This is a genomic window from Marinomonas shanghaiensis (genome assembly GCF_003259175.1).
GTDB classification, from domain to species: Bacteria; Pseudomonadota; Gammaproteobacteria; order Pseudomonadales; family Marinomonadaceae; genus Marinomonas; species Marinomonas shanghaiensis.
The window spans coordinates 238,697-254,643 of sequence record NZ_QGOK01000003.1 but is presented as its reverse complement, the minus strand read 5'-3'; the positions used below and the strand labels follow the sequence as shown (position 1 = coordinate 254,643).

At 44.8% G+C, this 15,947-nt stretch carries 13 protein-coding genes; all 13 read right to left on the bottom strand.

Annotation, left to right across the window (positions count from 1 at the left end):
• Nucleotides 1-67: 67 nt before the first annotated feature.
• Nucleotides 68-454 carry an 8-oxo-dGTP diphosphatase MutT gene (mutT, locus tag DKT73_RS01480; protein WP_198666512.1) on the bottom strand — a complete coding sequence of 129 codons (387 nt, stop codon included), beginning with the start codon at nt 452-454 and terminating at the stop codon, nt 68-70.
• Nucleotides 454-1,674: a bifunctional glutamate N-acetyltransferase/amino-acid acetyltransferase ArgJ gene (argJ, locus tag DKT73_RS01475; RefSeq protein ID WP_111636832.1), complete on the bottom strand. Its 1,221-nt coding sequence runs from the start codon at nt 1,672-1,674 to the stop codon at nt 454-456. The genes mutT and argJ overlap by 1 nt, the downstream gene beginning before the upstream one ends.
• A 15-nt stretch (nt 1,675-1,689) precedes the next feature.
• Entirely contained in the window at nt 1,690-4,392 is a 2,703-nt protein-coding gene (secA, locus tag DKT73_RS01470; RefSeq protein WP_111636831.1) for a preprotein translocase subunit SecA, read from the bottom strand.
• Nucleotides 4,393-4,535: 143 nt separating this feature from the next.
• Nucleotides 4,536-5,453 (bottom strand): UDP-3-O-acyl-N-acetylglucosamine deacetylase, encoded by a 918-nt coding sequence (lpxC, locus tag DKT73_RS01465; RefSeq protein ID WP_111636830.1) that lies wholly within the window; start codon nt 5,451-5,453, stop codon nt 4,536-4,538.
• Nucleotides 5,454-5,560: 107 nt separating this feature from the next.
• Complete coding sequence (gene ftsZ / locus DKT73_RS01460) at nt 5,561-6,796, bottom strand: cell division protein FtsZ (protein WP_111636829.1); 1,236 nt, start codon at nt 6,794-6,796, stop codon at nt 5,561-5,563.
• A 39-nt stretch (nt 6,797-6,835) separates the two neighbouring features.
• A complete protein-coding gene (gene ftsA / locus DKT73_RS01455; RefSeq protein ID WP_111636828.1) occupies nt 6,836-8,107 on the bottom strand; it encodes a cell division protein FtsA in 1,272 nt (423 codons plus the stop codon).
• A 73-nt stretch (nt 8,108-8,180) separates the two neighbouring features.
• Nucleotides 8,181-8,861, bottom strand: coding sequence for a cell division protein FtsQ/DivIB (locus DKT73_RS01450; RefSeq protein WP_111636827.1), 681 nt, complete (start codon nt 8,859-8,861; stop codon nt 8,181-8,183).
• Nucleotides 8,862-8,868: 7 nt separating this feature from the next.
• Nucleotides 8,869-9,816 (bottom strand): D-alanine--D-alanine ligase, encoded by a 948-nt coding sequence (locus DKT73_RS01445; RefSeq protein WP_111636826.1) that lies wholly within the window; start codon nt 9,814-9,816, stop codon nt 8,869-8,871.
• Between the two features lies 1 nt (nt 9,817).
• Nucleotides 9,818-11,239, bottom strand: coding sequence for a UDP-N-acetylmuramate--L-alanine ligase (gene murC, locus DKT73_RS01440; RefSeq protein ID WP_111636825.1), 1,422 nt, complete (start codon nt 11,237-11,239; stop codon nt 9,818-9,820).
• Complete coding sequence (murG, locus tag DKT73_RS01435; RefSeq protein ID WP_111636824.1) at nt 11,236-12,309, bottom strand: undecaprenyldiphospho-muramoylpentapeptide beta-N-acetylglucosaminyltransferase; 1,074 nt, start codon at nt 12,307-12,309, stop codon at nt 11,236-11,238. Before murG ends, murC begins: the two co-directional genes overlap by 4 nt.
• Nucleotides 12,302-13,504, bottom strand: coding sequence for a putative lipid II flippase FtsW (gene ftsW / locus DKT73_RS01430; RefSeq protein WP_111636823.1), 1,203 nt, complete (start codon nt 13,502-13,504; stop codon nt 12,302-12,304). Before ftsW ends, murG begins: the two co-directional genes overlap by 8 nt.
• Complete coding sequence (gene murD / locus DKT73_RS01425) at nt 13,501-14,850, bottom strand: UDP-N-acetylmuramoyl-L-alanine--D-glutamate ligase (protein WP_111636822.1); 1,350 nt, start codon at nt 14,848-14,850, stop codon at nt 13,501-13,503. Before murD ends, ftsW begins: the two co-directional genes overlap by 4 nt.
• A 9-nt stretch (nt 14,851-14,859) precedes the next feature.
• Nucleotides 14,860-15,942: a phospho-N-acetylmuramoyl-pentapeptide-transferase gene (gene mraY, locus DKT73_RS01420; RefSeq protein WP_111636821.1), complete on the bottom strand. Its 1,083-nt coding sequence runs from the start codon at nt 15,940-15,942 to the stop codon at nt 14,860-14,862.
• Nucleotides 15,943-15,947: the final 5 nt, after the last annotated feature.

Here is a 15,947-nt window from a genome sequence, read left to right as displayed (position 1 = left end):
AAGAGCTTCAAATTTGAAGCTCTTTTTTTGGGTATAACAATCATTATTGAATGCGTTATCGACTGACCTATGCGGACGCCATGAGGGCTTCTACAATGACTTTATTTGCCTCAGGAAACTCATAAGATAACAAATCAGTAACAGCAACCCATCTCACCTCTTGGCCTTCTCTGCCAATCGGATTGCCATCAAATCCCGTCACTTTAAAGAAATGCAGCTCGACGCGCTTGTCGCCGTAGTCGTGGGAGATGGTTTTGAAAAACGAATAATCCGTTATAACAATCCCACACTCTTCCTTTAACTCTCGCAGCAAGGCCACTTCTGCAGACTCTGACGACTCACATTTACCACCAGGGAACTCCCAAAGATCGCCCTGATGCTGATTCGACTTTCTCAACGCAATGAACACAGAGTCATTGCGAAGAATGACTCCAGCGGCAACTTTTACCAACATCAGGTACGGTACTCAGCATTAATAGTAACGTATTCGTGAGAGAAATCTGTTGTCCAAACCACGTCAGACTCTTCCCCCATACCAAGATCAAGCACAATGTGAATCTCTTGTGGTGCCATCGCCTGCTTACCGTGCTCTTCCAAATAATCTGGAGAACGCCCGCCATTACGAGCAACCTCAAAACCATTGATGTGCAGCTGCACCTTATCAACATCCAAATTTTGAACGCCTGCACGACCCACAACCGCTAAAATACGCCCCCAGTTTGGATCGGAAGCAAAAAGCGCCGTCTTGACCAAAGGTGAATGAGCAATTTCAAACGCCGTCTTAGTTGCATCCGATTGCATAGCAGCACCGACCACTTCGACCGTTACAAATTTCGTCGCACCTTCGCCATCACGGACGATAGCATGAGCCAATTCCTGCATTACTTCCGTAAATGCTACGATAAACGCTTGTGCCAGAGGCTCATCAACAGAAGTTATCTTGACATTACCCGCCATACCCGTTGCAACAGCGATACAAGAGTCATTGGTTGATGTATCGCTGTCAATTGTTATACGGTTAAAGCTCTTATTGACAACATCCTTCAAAATCGATTGAAGAACAGACACTTCCATCGCAATATCGCTGCAGACATACCCCAACATGGTCGCCATATTAGGACGAATCATGCCCGCACCTTTCGAAATACCCGCAATACTATAAGTCTTGCCTTCAAATTCAAAAGTACGAATAGATCCTTTTGGTAAAGTATCAGTGGTCATAATACCAATACCAGCAGAATGCCAGTTATTCGCAGATAAATTACCCAGTGCCGCTGGAATAGCAGCAATGATCTTATCAACAGGCAAAGGCTCACCAATCACACCAGTTGAAAATGGTAAAATGGCTTCCACATTAACACCAGTCTGATCCGCTAAAAACTCACACGTCTTCAACGCCGTCGCCAAACCCAATTTGCCTGTTCCAGCATTGGCATTACCTGTATTAATAAGCAAATACCGACTACCAGACAAACCTAAATGCTGCTGACAAATTCGAACAGGAGCGGCGCAAAAAGCATTCTGCGTAAAAACACCAGCTACCGATGCGCCTTCACACAATTCAAAAATCACGACATCTTTTTTATTAGGCCTTTTAATACCCGCTTCAGCTACACCAATTCGGATCCCTTTTATTTCCGGGATAAATGGAAAATCATGTAATCCTACCGCCATTTAAACTTTCTCCAATTAAATCAGACGACCGTGACATTGTTTGTATTTCTTACCAGAGCCACATGGGCACGGCTCATTTCGACCTACTTTAGGATATTCTTGAGAGTCATCAGCACCTGCAGAAGAATCCGATAATGCATCCAAAGAATCATGGATCATACTCATCGTTGTTTTCTCTTGCTGCAGTTGACGTGCTTGCTCTATTTTCTCCGCTTCTTCAGCCGATTGAACCTTCACACGCGTAATAATCTGAATAACTTCAAATTTAATTTGTTCTAACAAACCTTGAAATAATTCAAATGCTTCGCGTTTGTATTCTTGCTTAGGATTCTTCTGCGCATAACCACGCAAATGAATTCCCTGTCTTAACATATCCATCGTTTGAAGATGCTCTTTCCACAAGGTATCCAGCACCTGTAGAAGCACTTGCTTTTCAAACGATCTAAATGGCTGCTCACCTGCGATGGCTTCTTTCGTTTGATAATCCTCTAGGAAGCTATCCAATATTTTCTGACGTAGTGGCTCTTCATAAAGTTTTTTGTCCTCTTCCACCCACTTAACAATGGGTAAAGACAAACCAAATTCATTACGGATTTTCTCTTCCAAACCAGGAAGATCCCACATATCGAAAATACTTTGTGGCGGAATAAACTCATCAATCAGCCCTGCCACTACTTCTTCGCGCATCGCCAAAATGGCTTCAGACAGATCTTCAGACACCATCATCTCAAAACGCTGGCGGTAAATAACTTGTCGTTGATCGTTTGCAACATCATCGTATTCTAATAATTGCTTACGAATATCGAAGTTACGCCCTTCAACCTTGCGCTGAGCTTTTTCAATCGCATTGGAAACCATCTTATGTTCAATGGCCTCACCCTTCTCCATGCCAAGCGCCATCATCATCTTTTTAATGCGATCGGACATAAAGATGCGCATTAAATTGTCTTCCAGAGACAGGTAAAAACGCGACGAACCCACATCGCCCTGACGACCAGCACGACCACGCAACTGATTATCAATACGGCGCGATTCATGACGTTCAGTACCAATAATATGCAAACCACCGGCAGCGAGAACCGCTTCATTACGCGCTTTCCAATCGGCTTTCAAAGCATCAATGCTTTCCTGACTGGCGGATTCACCGAGGTGAGCCAACTCAACCTGTAAGTTACCCCCTAAGACGATATCGGTACCACGACCAGCCATATTAGTCGCAATGGTAACCGCGCCAGGACGACCCGCTTCGGCAACAATTTCAGCTTCTCGCTCATGTTGCTTAGCGTTCAACACATTGTGCTTAACATTCTTTTTGAGAAGATAATTAGAAAGAAGCTCTGAATACTCAATAGACGCCGTACCAACTAACACCGGCCTACCTTGTTTTACATTCTCTTCAATGTCCAACACAATGGCTTCAAACTTGTCTTCAGTAGACATATAAATCAAATCATTGAAGTCTTTACGCTGCACTTGACGGTTGGTCGGAATAACAATCACTGATAATCCGTAGATTTGCTGAAATTCAAACGCCTCAGTATCGGCCGTACCTGTCATACCGGACAATTTTTCATACAAACGGAAGTAGTTTTGAAATGTGGTAGAAGCGAGCGTTTGGCTTTCCGCTTGGATAGTCACACCCTCTTTCGCCTCAACTGCCTGATGAATACCCTCAGACCAACGACGACCAGCCATAGTACGACCAGTATGCTCATCTACAATGACAATTTGGTCGCCTTGAATAACGTAATCTACGTTCTTCTTGAAGATAACATGTGCTTTTAGACACGCATGCACATGGTGCAACAAAGAAAGATTGCCTGCTGCATAGAGGCTTTCACCTTCCGCCAACATACCTTGCTCAACCAGCCAGTTTTCAACGAAAGAATGACCGTCTTCTGTCAATTCGATACTGCGTTGTGACTCATCAAAAATGTAGTGCCCAGTGGACTCTTCACTTTCACTCTCTTCTTGTTTGACCAAAAGAGGGGCAAGCATATTAATTTTTCGATACTGCTCAGAGCTGTCTTCTACCGCACCAGAAATAATCAGCGGCGTTCTAGCCTCGTCTATCAAAATAGAGTCAACTTCATCGACAACTGAAAAATGCAAGTCGCGTTGCACACGATCTTCTAAACGAAACACCATGTTGTCACGAAGATAATCAAAACCGAATTCGTTATTAGTTCCGTATGTTATGTCGCAAAGATAAGCCGATTTTTTCTCTTCTCGATCTTGGCCAGAAAAAACCACGCCGACGCTCATGTCTAAAAACTCATAAAGAGGCCTCATCCAATTAGCATCACGCTTCGCCAGATAGTCGTTTACCGTAACAACATGCACACCTTTCGAAGATAATGCATTCAAGTAAACCGCCAAGGTCGCAACTAATGTTTTACCTTCACCTGTCCGCATTTCTGCGATTCTGCCTTCATTAAGCACCATCCCACCAATGAGCTGAACGTCAAAATGACGCATACCCATGACACGTTGACTGGCCTCTCGAACAACAGCGAATGCCTCTGGTAAAATAGAATCCAGTGATTCCCCTTTATCAAGACGATCGCGAAACTCACTGGTTTTGCCAGAAAGATCATCATCAGATAACTTATGGAAGGACTCTTCAAGTTGGTTAATTTGTGTAACGACTTTTTTGTATCGTTTTACTTCTCGGTCATTCTTTGTGCCGACAATTTTTTTAATTACAGTTCCTAACATCTTGAACTCATCGTAGCCAATTAGTAATAAAGACAGTCTATCATGGTAATGTGTGACAAAACATGAAATATCAAGGACCTAAATACAAAAAAACCAGACATATAGTCTGGTTTTTAATAATCCGATCAAGAATTAATCACTTACTAAGCACCAACAAACGCTGGCTCAACGTAAGAAATCGGATGTCTTTGAGCTTCATCTTCAAATACAACATATTCCCAAGCATCTTGATGCTCAAGCAATGCCAATAACAACTTGTTGTTTAGCGCATGACCCGATTTATAGGCTTTATACTCACCAATCAAGCTATGACCAAGAAGATACAGATCGCCAATCGCATCCAATATCTTGTGGCGCACTAACTCGTCACGGTAACGCAAACCTTCATCGTTCAAAACACGGTAGTCATCAAGAACGATGGCGTTTTCCATGTTTGCTCCACGAGCAAGGTTGTTATTTTTGAAGTACTCAAGATCCTTCATAAAACCAAATGTTCTTGCACGGCTAATCTCTTTAACGAAAGTAGTCGTTGAAAAATCAAATGATGTGCTCTGAACATCTTCACCAATGGCTGGATGCTGAAAGTCGATAGTAAAGGACAAACGAAAGCCTGAGTGCGGCTCTAAAGAAGCAAATTTGTCACCTTCGTCCACGCGAATCGGTTTTTTGACTCGAATAAAACGTTTAGGGGCATTTTGCGCTTCCAAACCAGCGGACTGCAGAAGAAAAACAAAAGGACTAGCACTTCCATCCATAAGCGGAATCTCACTAGCACTCACTTCTACATAGGCATTATCAACACCCAATCCCGCCATCGCGGACAACAAATGCTCTACGGTACTAACCTTCACATCACCTTGACATAAAGCCGTAGCAAAATTTGTTGACCCAACTGCTCGTGCATCGCCATGAATCTCGACAACTGGATCCAAGTCTGTACGAACAAATATTATACCTGTGTTAACAGGGGCAGGCTTTAGTGTCAAATACACCTTTTCGCCAGAGTGAAGTCCCACTCCAGTTGCTCGAATAATGTTTTTTAGTGTGTGTTGGCGTACCATTATATTCCTACATTTTTATGACTGGATACTATTCTTAAAAAAAATAGTATCAATAACACATTTTTTATACAATCCAACATACTGATATTGCATCGTTTTTACTCAAACTAGTCAGCTTGACGACGTAAAAATGCCGGAATGTCCAAATACGATAATTTATCGCCACTTGAAATCGAAGCAGAATCCGATGACTCATTCTTCTCATTCAAGCTTTTCTCCACCTTCTCCACCTTCATCGTTGATGAAGGTTTTGGCGCAGGTTGAGCAACCGCTGCTTTAACATCATGACTACTTTCAGCAGCAGACTGCCCTACTTTTGCCATAACCGGTTGAGAGACAACAGATTCACCAACAGCAGATTGAACCTCAGCTGAAGAGCGACCCTCCAAACCAGTTGCAACCACCGTGACTCGCATTTCATCCCCTACACTAGGATCAATTGCACAACCAATCACGACAGTAGCGTCCTCAGACGCATATTCCTCAATAATCGCACCAACCTCTGTAAACTCAGACAACCCAACTTCTTCGTTAGCTGTAATGTTTACTAGCACGCCTCGCGCACCCCTGAGATTGATGTCTTCCAGTAACGGGTTGTGTATGGCAGCTTCAGCCGCCACTCTTGCCCGATCATCACCAGAAGCAGACCCAGTACCCATCATCGCCATACCCATTTCAGACATAACCGTTCTTACATCTGCAAAGTCAACGTTGATTAAACCAGGACGCATAATCAAATCTGTTATACCTTGAACCGCATTGAACAAAACGTTGTTCGCTTCACCAAATGCTTTCAACAGTGAAATATTCTTACCTAGCACTGGCAAAAGACGTTCATTAGGAACTGTGATTAAAGAATCAACATTTTCTCTTAATTCTCTTACACCCTCTTCAGCCACTCTTGCACGACGGCGACCTTCAAAAGGAAAAGGCTTCGTCACGACAGCAACTGTCAATATACCTAATTCACGAGCCACTTTTGCGATCACTGGCGCTGCACCAGTTCCTGTGCCACCACCCATACCAGCGGTGATGAACACCATGTCAGCACCCGTTAGCAACTGGGTGATTTTTTCTTGGTCTTCCAATGCAGAATCTCGACCAACTTCTGGATTTGCACCCGCCCCCAATCCTTTGGTAATGGTTGATCCTAACTGTAAAGAAACACCGGTCTCGAAACCTATAAGCGCTTTGGAATCAGTATTAGCACAAATAAACTCAACACCTTCCAAACGATTTTCCAGCATGTGACGAACAGCATTACCGCCACCACCGCCAACACCAATTACTTTTATAACAGCGTTATCTGATAGATTATCTTCGGCTAAATCAAAGACATTCATGGGCTTATCGCTCCTCAATAAATTCATAATCAATTCTGACTAAATATAACTTTGAAACCAGTGTTTTAATTTCTGCCACGCCTTCGCTGCACTGAAAGATGGTCCGATTTCTTTAGGAGCCAGAACTGATGTTTCTCGTTTAGTTTGTGTCTTAGACATCATCCGTTTCGAGATTTCAGTTACGTCAGCCTCTTTACTACCATAAGCCAATAATCCAACGCTTGTTGAATATATAGGGTTATCGACAATGTCAGACATTCCTTTAGTACAATCTGGTAAAGATAATCGAACTGGCATCTGAAACACCTTTTCTGCCAGCTCTGCCGCACCCTCCATAAGCGACGTCCCCCCAGTAATTACAATGCCTGCAGGGATTCGCTCGGCATAACCGCTGCGTCTTAACTCATCCAAAATTAAATTGTAAATTTCTTCGTATCGAGCCTCAACCACCTCCGTCAAAGCATGACGGGTAATGGATCTAGGCTGACGATCACCAACACTTGGCACTTGTAAAACCTGATCTGCCGACGCCATTGAAGACATCGCACACGCGTATTTCACTTTAATCTCTTCAGCATGCTGAGTTGGTGTGCGCAATGCCATCGAGATATCATTCGTCACTTGATCGCCTGCAACTGGAACCACAGCAGTATGATGCAAAGCACCATCAAGCCATACAGCAATGTCAGAGGTTCCCGCACCGATATCAATCAAGCAAACACCCAAATCTTTCTCATCTTCACTCAGAGAAGACTCACTGGAAGCAAGCTGAGACAAAATGACACCGTCCACACCTAAACCACACCGCTTGATACATTTCTCAACGTTCATCACGGCATTCACAGCACCCGAAATCAAATGCACATTGGCTTCAAGGCGAACACCAGACATACCCAAAGGATCTTTAATACCTTCTTGGGAGTCTATGTGGTACTCCTGGGGCAAAATATGCAATACCCGCTGATCGGAAGAAATAGGCACAGCCTGAGCAGCATCTATAACCCGATCAATGTCTTCCTTTTGCACTTCACCATTCTTCACAGCAACTATGCCATGCGAATTCAAGCTTCGGATATGGCTACCTGCCACACTGACATAAACCGAATGTATATTACAACCCGCCATCAGTTCCGCTTCTTCAACAGCACGTTGAATCGATTGAACTGTTGACTCTATGTTTATAACAACACCGCGTTTCATGCCTTTTGAGCTATGAGAACCAATACCGACAATTTCCAAACTACCATCAGCTAGAACTTCGCCTACCAAACAAATAACTTTCGATGTGCCTAAATCCAAACCGACTATCATTTCACCTTCCCGGCATCACATGTTGTTATGACAAGCCATTCATTTCTCTAAAAAAGCAACAAATAGGCCAATATCACTTATTTTGTTTCCAACCCACCGCTATGCCATGTGGATAGCGAGCATCAACAGACGTTATTTGGTCTATTCTACCCGATAAATCACTCTTATACACAGCTATAAAACGCTGCAACCTTTCTAAAATGTCTTCTCTGCCGAGCTTAACCTCTACACCATTGGTAAAAATTATGTTCCAAGCCCCCCTTGGCTCTAAGGTAAGAGTGGCAACACGCAGTGAAGTAGAAGCAAGCACTTGACTAATCAAACCAAACTGCTCAAGCACCACACCACTGGAATCTTCCGGACCATAAAACCTCGTTAGCGGCAAATCTGGCACCTTACGCGGGGCAATCACAACCGCTGAAGTGGAAATAAGTTGCCCATCCCCCCAGTATGCAAGAGGCGTATGTTCATGAACAAGGACCTGCAATGTATTTGGCCAAACTTTACGAATCTCTGCGTTTGCCACCCATTCCGATGACAGAACCACATCCATAACATGGGACAAAGAGACACTCAAAAGACTTTGGCCCAACAAAGAAGAATACTCAGATTGCAACTCTTCTTCTGTTGCGTATTTCAACTGCCCCTTTATTTCAATCTTTTGAATAGCAAACCAAGTATCAGGAGAGTCGTCGCCCTGAAAAGTGGCAACGATGATTAATAAAACTGCCCCTATTAGTGCCGCTATCCTCATAAATCAATCACGCCCTACTTTGCCAAGCGTTTTGCGCAATTTTTTCGACTAATGACGCGTAGTCAATCCCAACATACTTGGCCGCCATTGGAACCAAGCTATGCGATGTCATTCCAGGCGCTGTATTAACTTCTAACACCCAAAACACACCAGCTTGATCACGCATCACATCAACACGCCCCCAGCCAGAGCACCCTAAAGATCGATACGCATCCAAGGCCAACATTTGCAGTTCATTTTCGTCATCTTCATTCAATCCACATGGCAGCAAATATTCCGTGTCGTCGGCGATGTACTTCGCCTCATAATCATACAATTTATGATCAGGGGCAGGCTTCAAACCTATTGGCGGATAAGCAACATCATCAATAATCGTGATAGTGAACTCCGGCCCATCAACAAATTCCTCAACCAAGATATCGGAGTCATATTCAAGCGCTTTCAGCAGAGCCTCATCCAGCTCGGCACGATTCATCGCTTTATTGATACCGATAGTGGAGCCCTCTCTAGAAGGCTTTACTATCATCGGATAAGACATTTGCTGCTCAATCGCATCCGCATCTGCATGATTGACAAAAGACAAATACGCGGGCGTAGGAATACCAATACCATTCCAAAAACGCTTAGTGAGCACCTTATCCATTGCTAACCCACAAGATAACGGTGAACTACCGGTATAAGGCTTACCAAACATTTCAAGCAACGCCTGAACTCGGCCATCTTCCCCCTCACCGCCGTGAAGCGCAATAAAAGCCAGATCAAATGCAATAGACTGCAATTGGACAATCGGATCAAGTGACGCATCAGGCCCGTAAAGATCGAGCTCTACAACATTAAAACCTTTCGAACGCAGCCCCTCAGCAACCAAAGGACCACTCTGCATTGAAACTTCACGTTCCGCAGAACGTCCACCGTAAATCACGGCAATCACGGATTCTTTGAGTGTCTGTGCCATATTAAATACCGCTCACTGATAAATTTTTGGATACCATGCCAATATCGCCTGCCCCTTGCGTAATCAACAAATCCCCATCACGTAAAACGTTGCTCAAAATAGAACGCAAATCCGTCTCACTACCAACATGAATAGGATCAACATTACCGCGCTGGCGAATGCTGCCACACAAAGAACGACTATCAGCGCCATTGATCGTGTTTTCACCGGCTGAATACACATCAAGCAACAGCAACACATCCACTTGGGACAAAACCCTCACAAAATCCTCATATAGATCACGAGTTCGAGTATAGCGGTGCGGCTGATAGACCATGACTAAACGCTTCTCAGGCCAACCTGCACGAATCGCTTTTATTGTTGCCAAAACCTCACTTGGGTGATGACCATAATCATCAACAAACATCACGCTTGAACCGTCAGATAATTCGAGAGGCTTTTGCTCTTGGAAGCGACGCCCAACCCCTTCAAACCCCATCAGACCCGCTTGAATAGCCGTGGCATCCACACCCAAATCCGTTGCAACAGCGATAGTCGCCAATGCATTCAATACATTATGACGCCCTGGCATAGGCAAACGAATCTTCAATGGCTCACCATCCGGACGATGCGCCAAAAATTCACAATAACGCCCTATTTGCACAATATCCGTCGCATAAAAATCAGCTTCTTGATCAATACCATAGGTCAAAATAGGTCGACTCAATGATGGCAAAATCTCTCGAATATTTTCATCATCAACACACATCACAGCCAGACCATAGAAAGGCAAATTATGCACAAACTCTATAAAAGTATGCTTCACCTTTTCAAAATCACCATCATATGTGTCCATATGATCCGCGTCGATGTTGGTTACAATGACTGTTTGCGGTTGTAAATGCAGAAATGACGCATCACTCTCGTCCGCTTCCGCTACAAGATACGCACTACTACCTAGCTGCGCGTTAGCGCCAGCACTGGTTAAACGCCCACCAATAACAAAGGTTGGTGCTTCGCCTGTCGCGGCTAAAATAGAGGCCATTAAACTGGTCGTTGTCGTTTTGCCATGCGTCCCCGCAACCGCAATACCATGACGATAACGCATCAGCTCAGCTAACATTTCCGCTCGACGCACAATCGGAATACGATTCTCTTTACCCCAAATAATTTCAGGGTTTTGTTCATTTATCGCCGTAGACACGACAATAACGTGAGCGTCATAGACGTTTTCTTCCACGTGCCCAATATATACTTTAATACCCAGCCCTTCTAAGCGCTCTGTTGTGGATGATGCTTTGAGATCCGACCCAGACACTTGGTAACCTTGATTATGCAGCACCTCAGCGATACCACACATACCCACACCACCAATACCAATAAAGTGAATATTCTGAATGCGGCGCATGGTGGGAATATCGTACTGAGCTTTATTATCAATCATGATTTTATTAACCTTAAACAATGTGCAACAACATCTTGTGTTGCATTGGGGCGAGACATTAATTTAGCTTGCTCACCCATTTTCAATAATGCTTCCTCGCTCTCTATAAAACCAGAAAGCAAAGAAATCACTTTTTCGCAATTCAACTGCGTCTGAGGCAACAAATAGGCCGCCCCAACCTGCTCTAAATAACGAGCGTTCGCAGTCTGATGATCATCAATTGCGTGCGGATAGGGAACCAAAATAGAAGGCAGGCCCGCTACAGCTAACTCACTCACAGTCATGGCACCAGCTCGGCACAATACAATGTCCGCCCAGTAATAAGCTTGATCCATGTTCTCCAAGTAGGCTTCAACACGAGCCTCTACGTTCGCCTCTTTGTAACACTTAGACACTTCTTCAAAATTACGCACACCCGTTTGATGCCAAACATCCAAACGCTGAGAAAACGGCCACGTTGCCAAAACCTGAGGCATGACATCATTAATGGCTTTCGCCCCCAAGCTGCCGCCAACAACCAGCAATCGCAAGGGTCTTGCACTGCCGCTTCTGGGTTCACGAACACGCTGCGCCAAGATATCACTGCGAATCGGATTGCCGACACTAATCCCACTATCAAGCGCACCGTCAAAGGCCTGCAGCCTTACACGTGCTACTTTAGCAAGCAACTTATTGGTTGTTCCAGCAACAGCATTTTGCTCATGTATCGCTAATGGTATACCTAAAAGCCGAGCCGCCACACCACCTGGCCCAGCAACAAAGCCTCCCATACCTAAAACGATATCAGGCTTCTCTTTTTGCAAAACAGCTACGGCTTGACCAATCGCATGCAACACCCTAAAAGGCGCCACCAAAAGACCAAGAATTCCCTTACCCCTTACCCCTTTAATAGACAAAGAGTGCAATTGAATATCGTGTTTTGACACCAGAGACTCTTCCATTCCCCCTTTAGAGCCAAGCCACTGAACCTCTAAGCCTTTATCTTTAAAATTCTGCGCACAAGCCAGTGCAGGATAAATATGCCCTCCTGTCCCGCCAGCCATTATAATGACTTTTCTCGCCTTATTCATTTCCTACTCTCTTCACGTCACTTGCACCAGATGAGTCCGTATTATCGCCATATTCAAGCCGACGATTTTCAACATCGACACGCGCAACAACAAAAAGACTGCCTAACGTAATAATAAGACTACTGCCGCCATAGCTGATCAAAGGCAGCGTCAAACCTTTAGTCGGTAAAAACCCTGTATTCACCCCAATGTTAATGATGACTTGAGCCAAAATGAGAATAGCAAAGCCAAAACACATGTAGCCTGCAAAGGGACGAGAAAGTGCCATGGCTTTGTGGCCAATTTTGAACGCACGAGCCACCATAAGAGCAAACAAACAAATCAGTAGCAGTCCACCGAACATCCCAGTTTCTTCTACCCAAATAGAAAACACAAAATCCGTATGGGCTTCGGGCAAATAAGCCAACTTCTGAACACTATTTCCCAAACCAAGACCAAACCACTCACCTCGGCCATAGGCTATTAACGCCTGACTAAGTTGATACCCCTCATTGAAGGGATCCGCCCATGGGTCAATGAAATTCAACAGTCGTTTCAGACGGTAGCTTTCCGAAATCGCCACGACACCCAGCATACAAACCGCCGCCACCATCAATAGCAAAAATTGATACAAGGGCGCGCCACCCAGAAACAGCAGCACCATCACTGTGCCCAGCAACACCACGGAGGCACCAAAATCTGGCTCGAACAACAAGAAAAGAAGGAAAATACTGCAGAGACAAAGCGGCAGAACGAACCCGACCCAACTTTCTCTCACACGGTCTGCTCGGCGCACCAAGTAGCCTGACACATAAACCACCATACAGACTTTAGCGACCTCAGAAGCCTGTAAGTTAAAGACCACTAAATTGATCCAACGACGACTGCCGTTGACGCTTTTCCCAATACCAGGAACCAGCACAAGAATCAGCAAAATTAAAGACAATCCCATCATAAGGATGCCCCATTGCTGTAATTGGCTTGTAGGCAACGACAACAGCAGCCAACCAAAAGCCAACCCCAGAACAAGATAAAGAAGCTGCCTTCTCATAAAAAAATAAGGATGGCCGTGAATACTTTCTGATATGGAGATTGACGCACTGGACACCATCACCATGCCCAGAGCCAAGATAGAAATAACGGCGGCAAGAAAAACCGCATCCACTTTTACAAACTCGCGCCAAGACACACGATCAAATAGATTGAGCCATGTCATAACTCAGCAACCAAACGAGCGAAGTGCTGTCCACGCATCTCATAGTTTTTATACATGTCTAAGCTAGCGCACGCAGGCGAGAACAAAACAATCTCCCCCTTATGGCTATCTTGAGCAATACTCGCCACAATTTGATCCAAGGTTTCAAAGTGCCGAACATCCACGCTCGGGGATAACACCTCAGCAATTCGATGAGCATCTTTACCAAACAAATAAACAATGCGCACAAGATCTTGAATAGGCTTCGCCAGAGCACGAAAATCAGCGCCTTTCCCCTCACCCCCTGCGATCAGCAAAACCTTTTTATCCGCAGGCGAACCAAGCCCTTGCAACGCCGCCAACGTGGCACCAACGTTGGTCCCTTTTGAATCGTTAATGTACGTCACGTCATCCAGTACTCGGACGGTTTCACAACGATGAGGCAAACCGCCAAAAGTTCTCAACACCTCACCCACCGCATCAGACATAACATCCACGCCCAGCAACTCAAGCATCGCTAAAGCAGCCAGTACGTTCGCGTGATTATGAGAACCTTTAAGGGCAATTTGAGAAGTATGATACAATCGCTCAACACCACGACATAGCCACGCGCCGTCGCCATCTTTTAGCATGCCATATTCTTTCAGGTCCGGACTTTTTGTTGTGAACGCACGGACAGGTACACCTTCCGCTAACAAGGGCGCGGTTAAAATGTCTTGTTTATTACAAACCGCAGCCTTACAGCCTCGATAGACTTTTTGCTTAGCTCGCTGATACTCATACAAATCTTTATAGCGATCCATATGATCTTCAGAGACGTTGAGAAGACAAGCTAAGTCAGCTTGAAGCGCATGCGTTGTCTCAAGTTGAAAACTGGACAACTCCAACACATAAAAATCGGTACCTGGAGATAGAAGGTCTAAAGCAGGCAAGCCTAAGTTTCCACCTGCTTTGGTATTTTTGCCACAAGCCTGCAGCAACATAGCCACCAAAGTCGTCACCGTACTTTTCGCATTCGAGCCTGTAATGGCAACAAAAGGGGCATCGACATAATCACAAAACAAATCAATGTCACCACGCATCGCCACACCGCGTTCAGCCAAACGCGCTAGAACTGGTGTACGCAATGCGATCCCAGGACTAACGAATAGCTCCGTCACCCCCAAGGTCTCAAGAACATCTAAGTTGCCAGTAAAAATACGGTCTTCAGAACAAAATTCTTTGGCTTGTTCCAAACCAGGAGGATTCTCACGGGAATCCACCACATAAAACTCTATGCCCTTACTCGCTAAAAAACGTACGCAAGACAAGCCTGTCGCACCCAAGCCGACAACGGCTCTTACCCGATCTGACCCGATCAACGACATGCAAAACTCCTAACGTACTTTTAAAGTGGCAAAACCCACTAACACAAGACAAACCGTAATAATCCAAAAACGCACAATGACTTTTGGTTCAGCCCAACCTTTTAATTCAAAGTGATGGTGAATCGGTGCCATGCGAAATATTCGTCGTTTGGTTAACTTGTAGGATGCCACTTGCAATATTACCGATACTGTTTCCATCACAAAAACACCGCCCATGATGAACAACACCAACTCTTGACGAACGATAACCGCAATCGTACCCAGCGCTGCACCTAATGCCAAAGAGCCTACATCCCCCATAAAAATCTGTGCTGGGTAAGTGTTAAACCACAAAAAGCCTAATCCCGCTCCAGCTAACGCGGCACAAAATACCAACAATTCACCGGAACCCTGCACATAAGGGATAAGCAAATAATCAGCAAAGCGAATATTACCCGTCAGGTAGGCAAAAACACCTAACGCACCACCCACTAAAACCGTTGGCAAAATTGCCAAACCATCCAAACCATCTGTTAAGTTCACAGCATTACTCGTGCCGACAATCACAAAGTAAGTCAATACGATAAAAAACATTCCCAAGGGGATCGCCACATCTTTAAAGAGCGGCACAAGTAAAGCGGTTTCAGCAGGCGTAGTTGCGGTGTAATACAAATAAAACGCCGCCGCCAAACCAAACACACTTTGCCAAAAATATTTCCATCGACCAGGAAGACCGCGAGGATTTTTCTCCACGACTTTTCGGTAATCATCCACCCAACCCACAACGCCAAATGCCAACATGACCAACAGAACAACCCATACATACTCGTTGCGCAAATCTCCCCACAAAAGCGTGCTCACGGAGATTGAGAAAATAATCAACGCGCCACCCATGGTAGGCGTGCCAGCTTTAGATAAGTGCGTCTGAGGACCGTCATTACGGACCGCTTGACCAATCTGCAAACGCTGCAATAACACAATCACTTTATTGCCAATCAGCAGTGAAATCGCCAACGCCGTAAGAACACCTAAAATGGCGCGCAAAGACAAATAATTAAATACAGTAAAAAATGTATGGTATTTACTTAAATAAGCCGTTAGGAGGAGTAACATTGGTA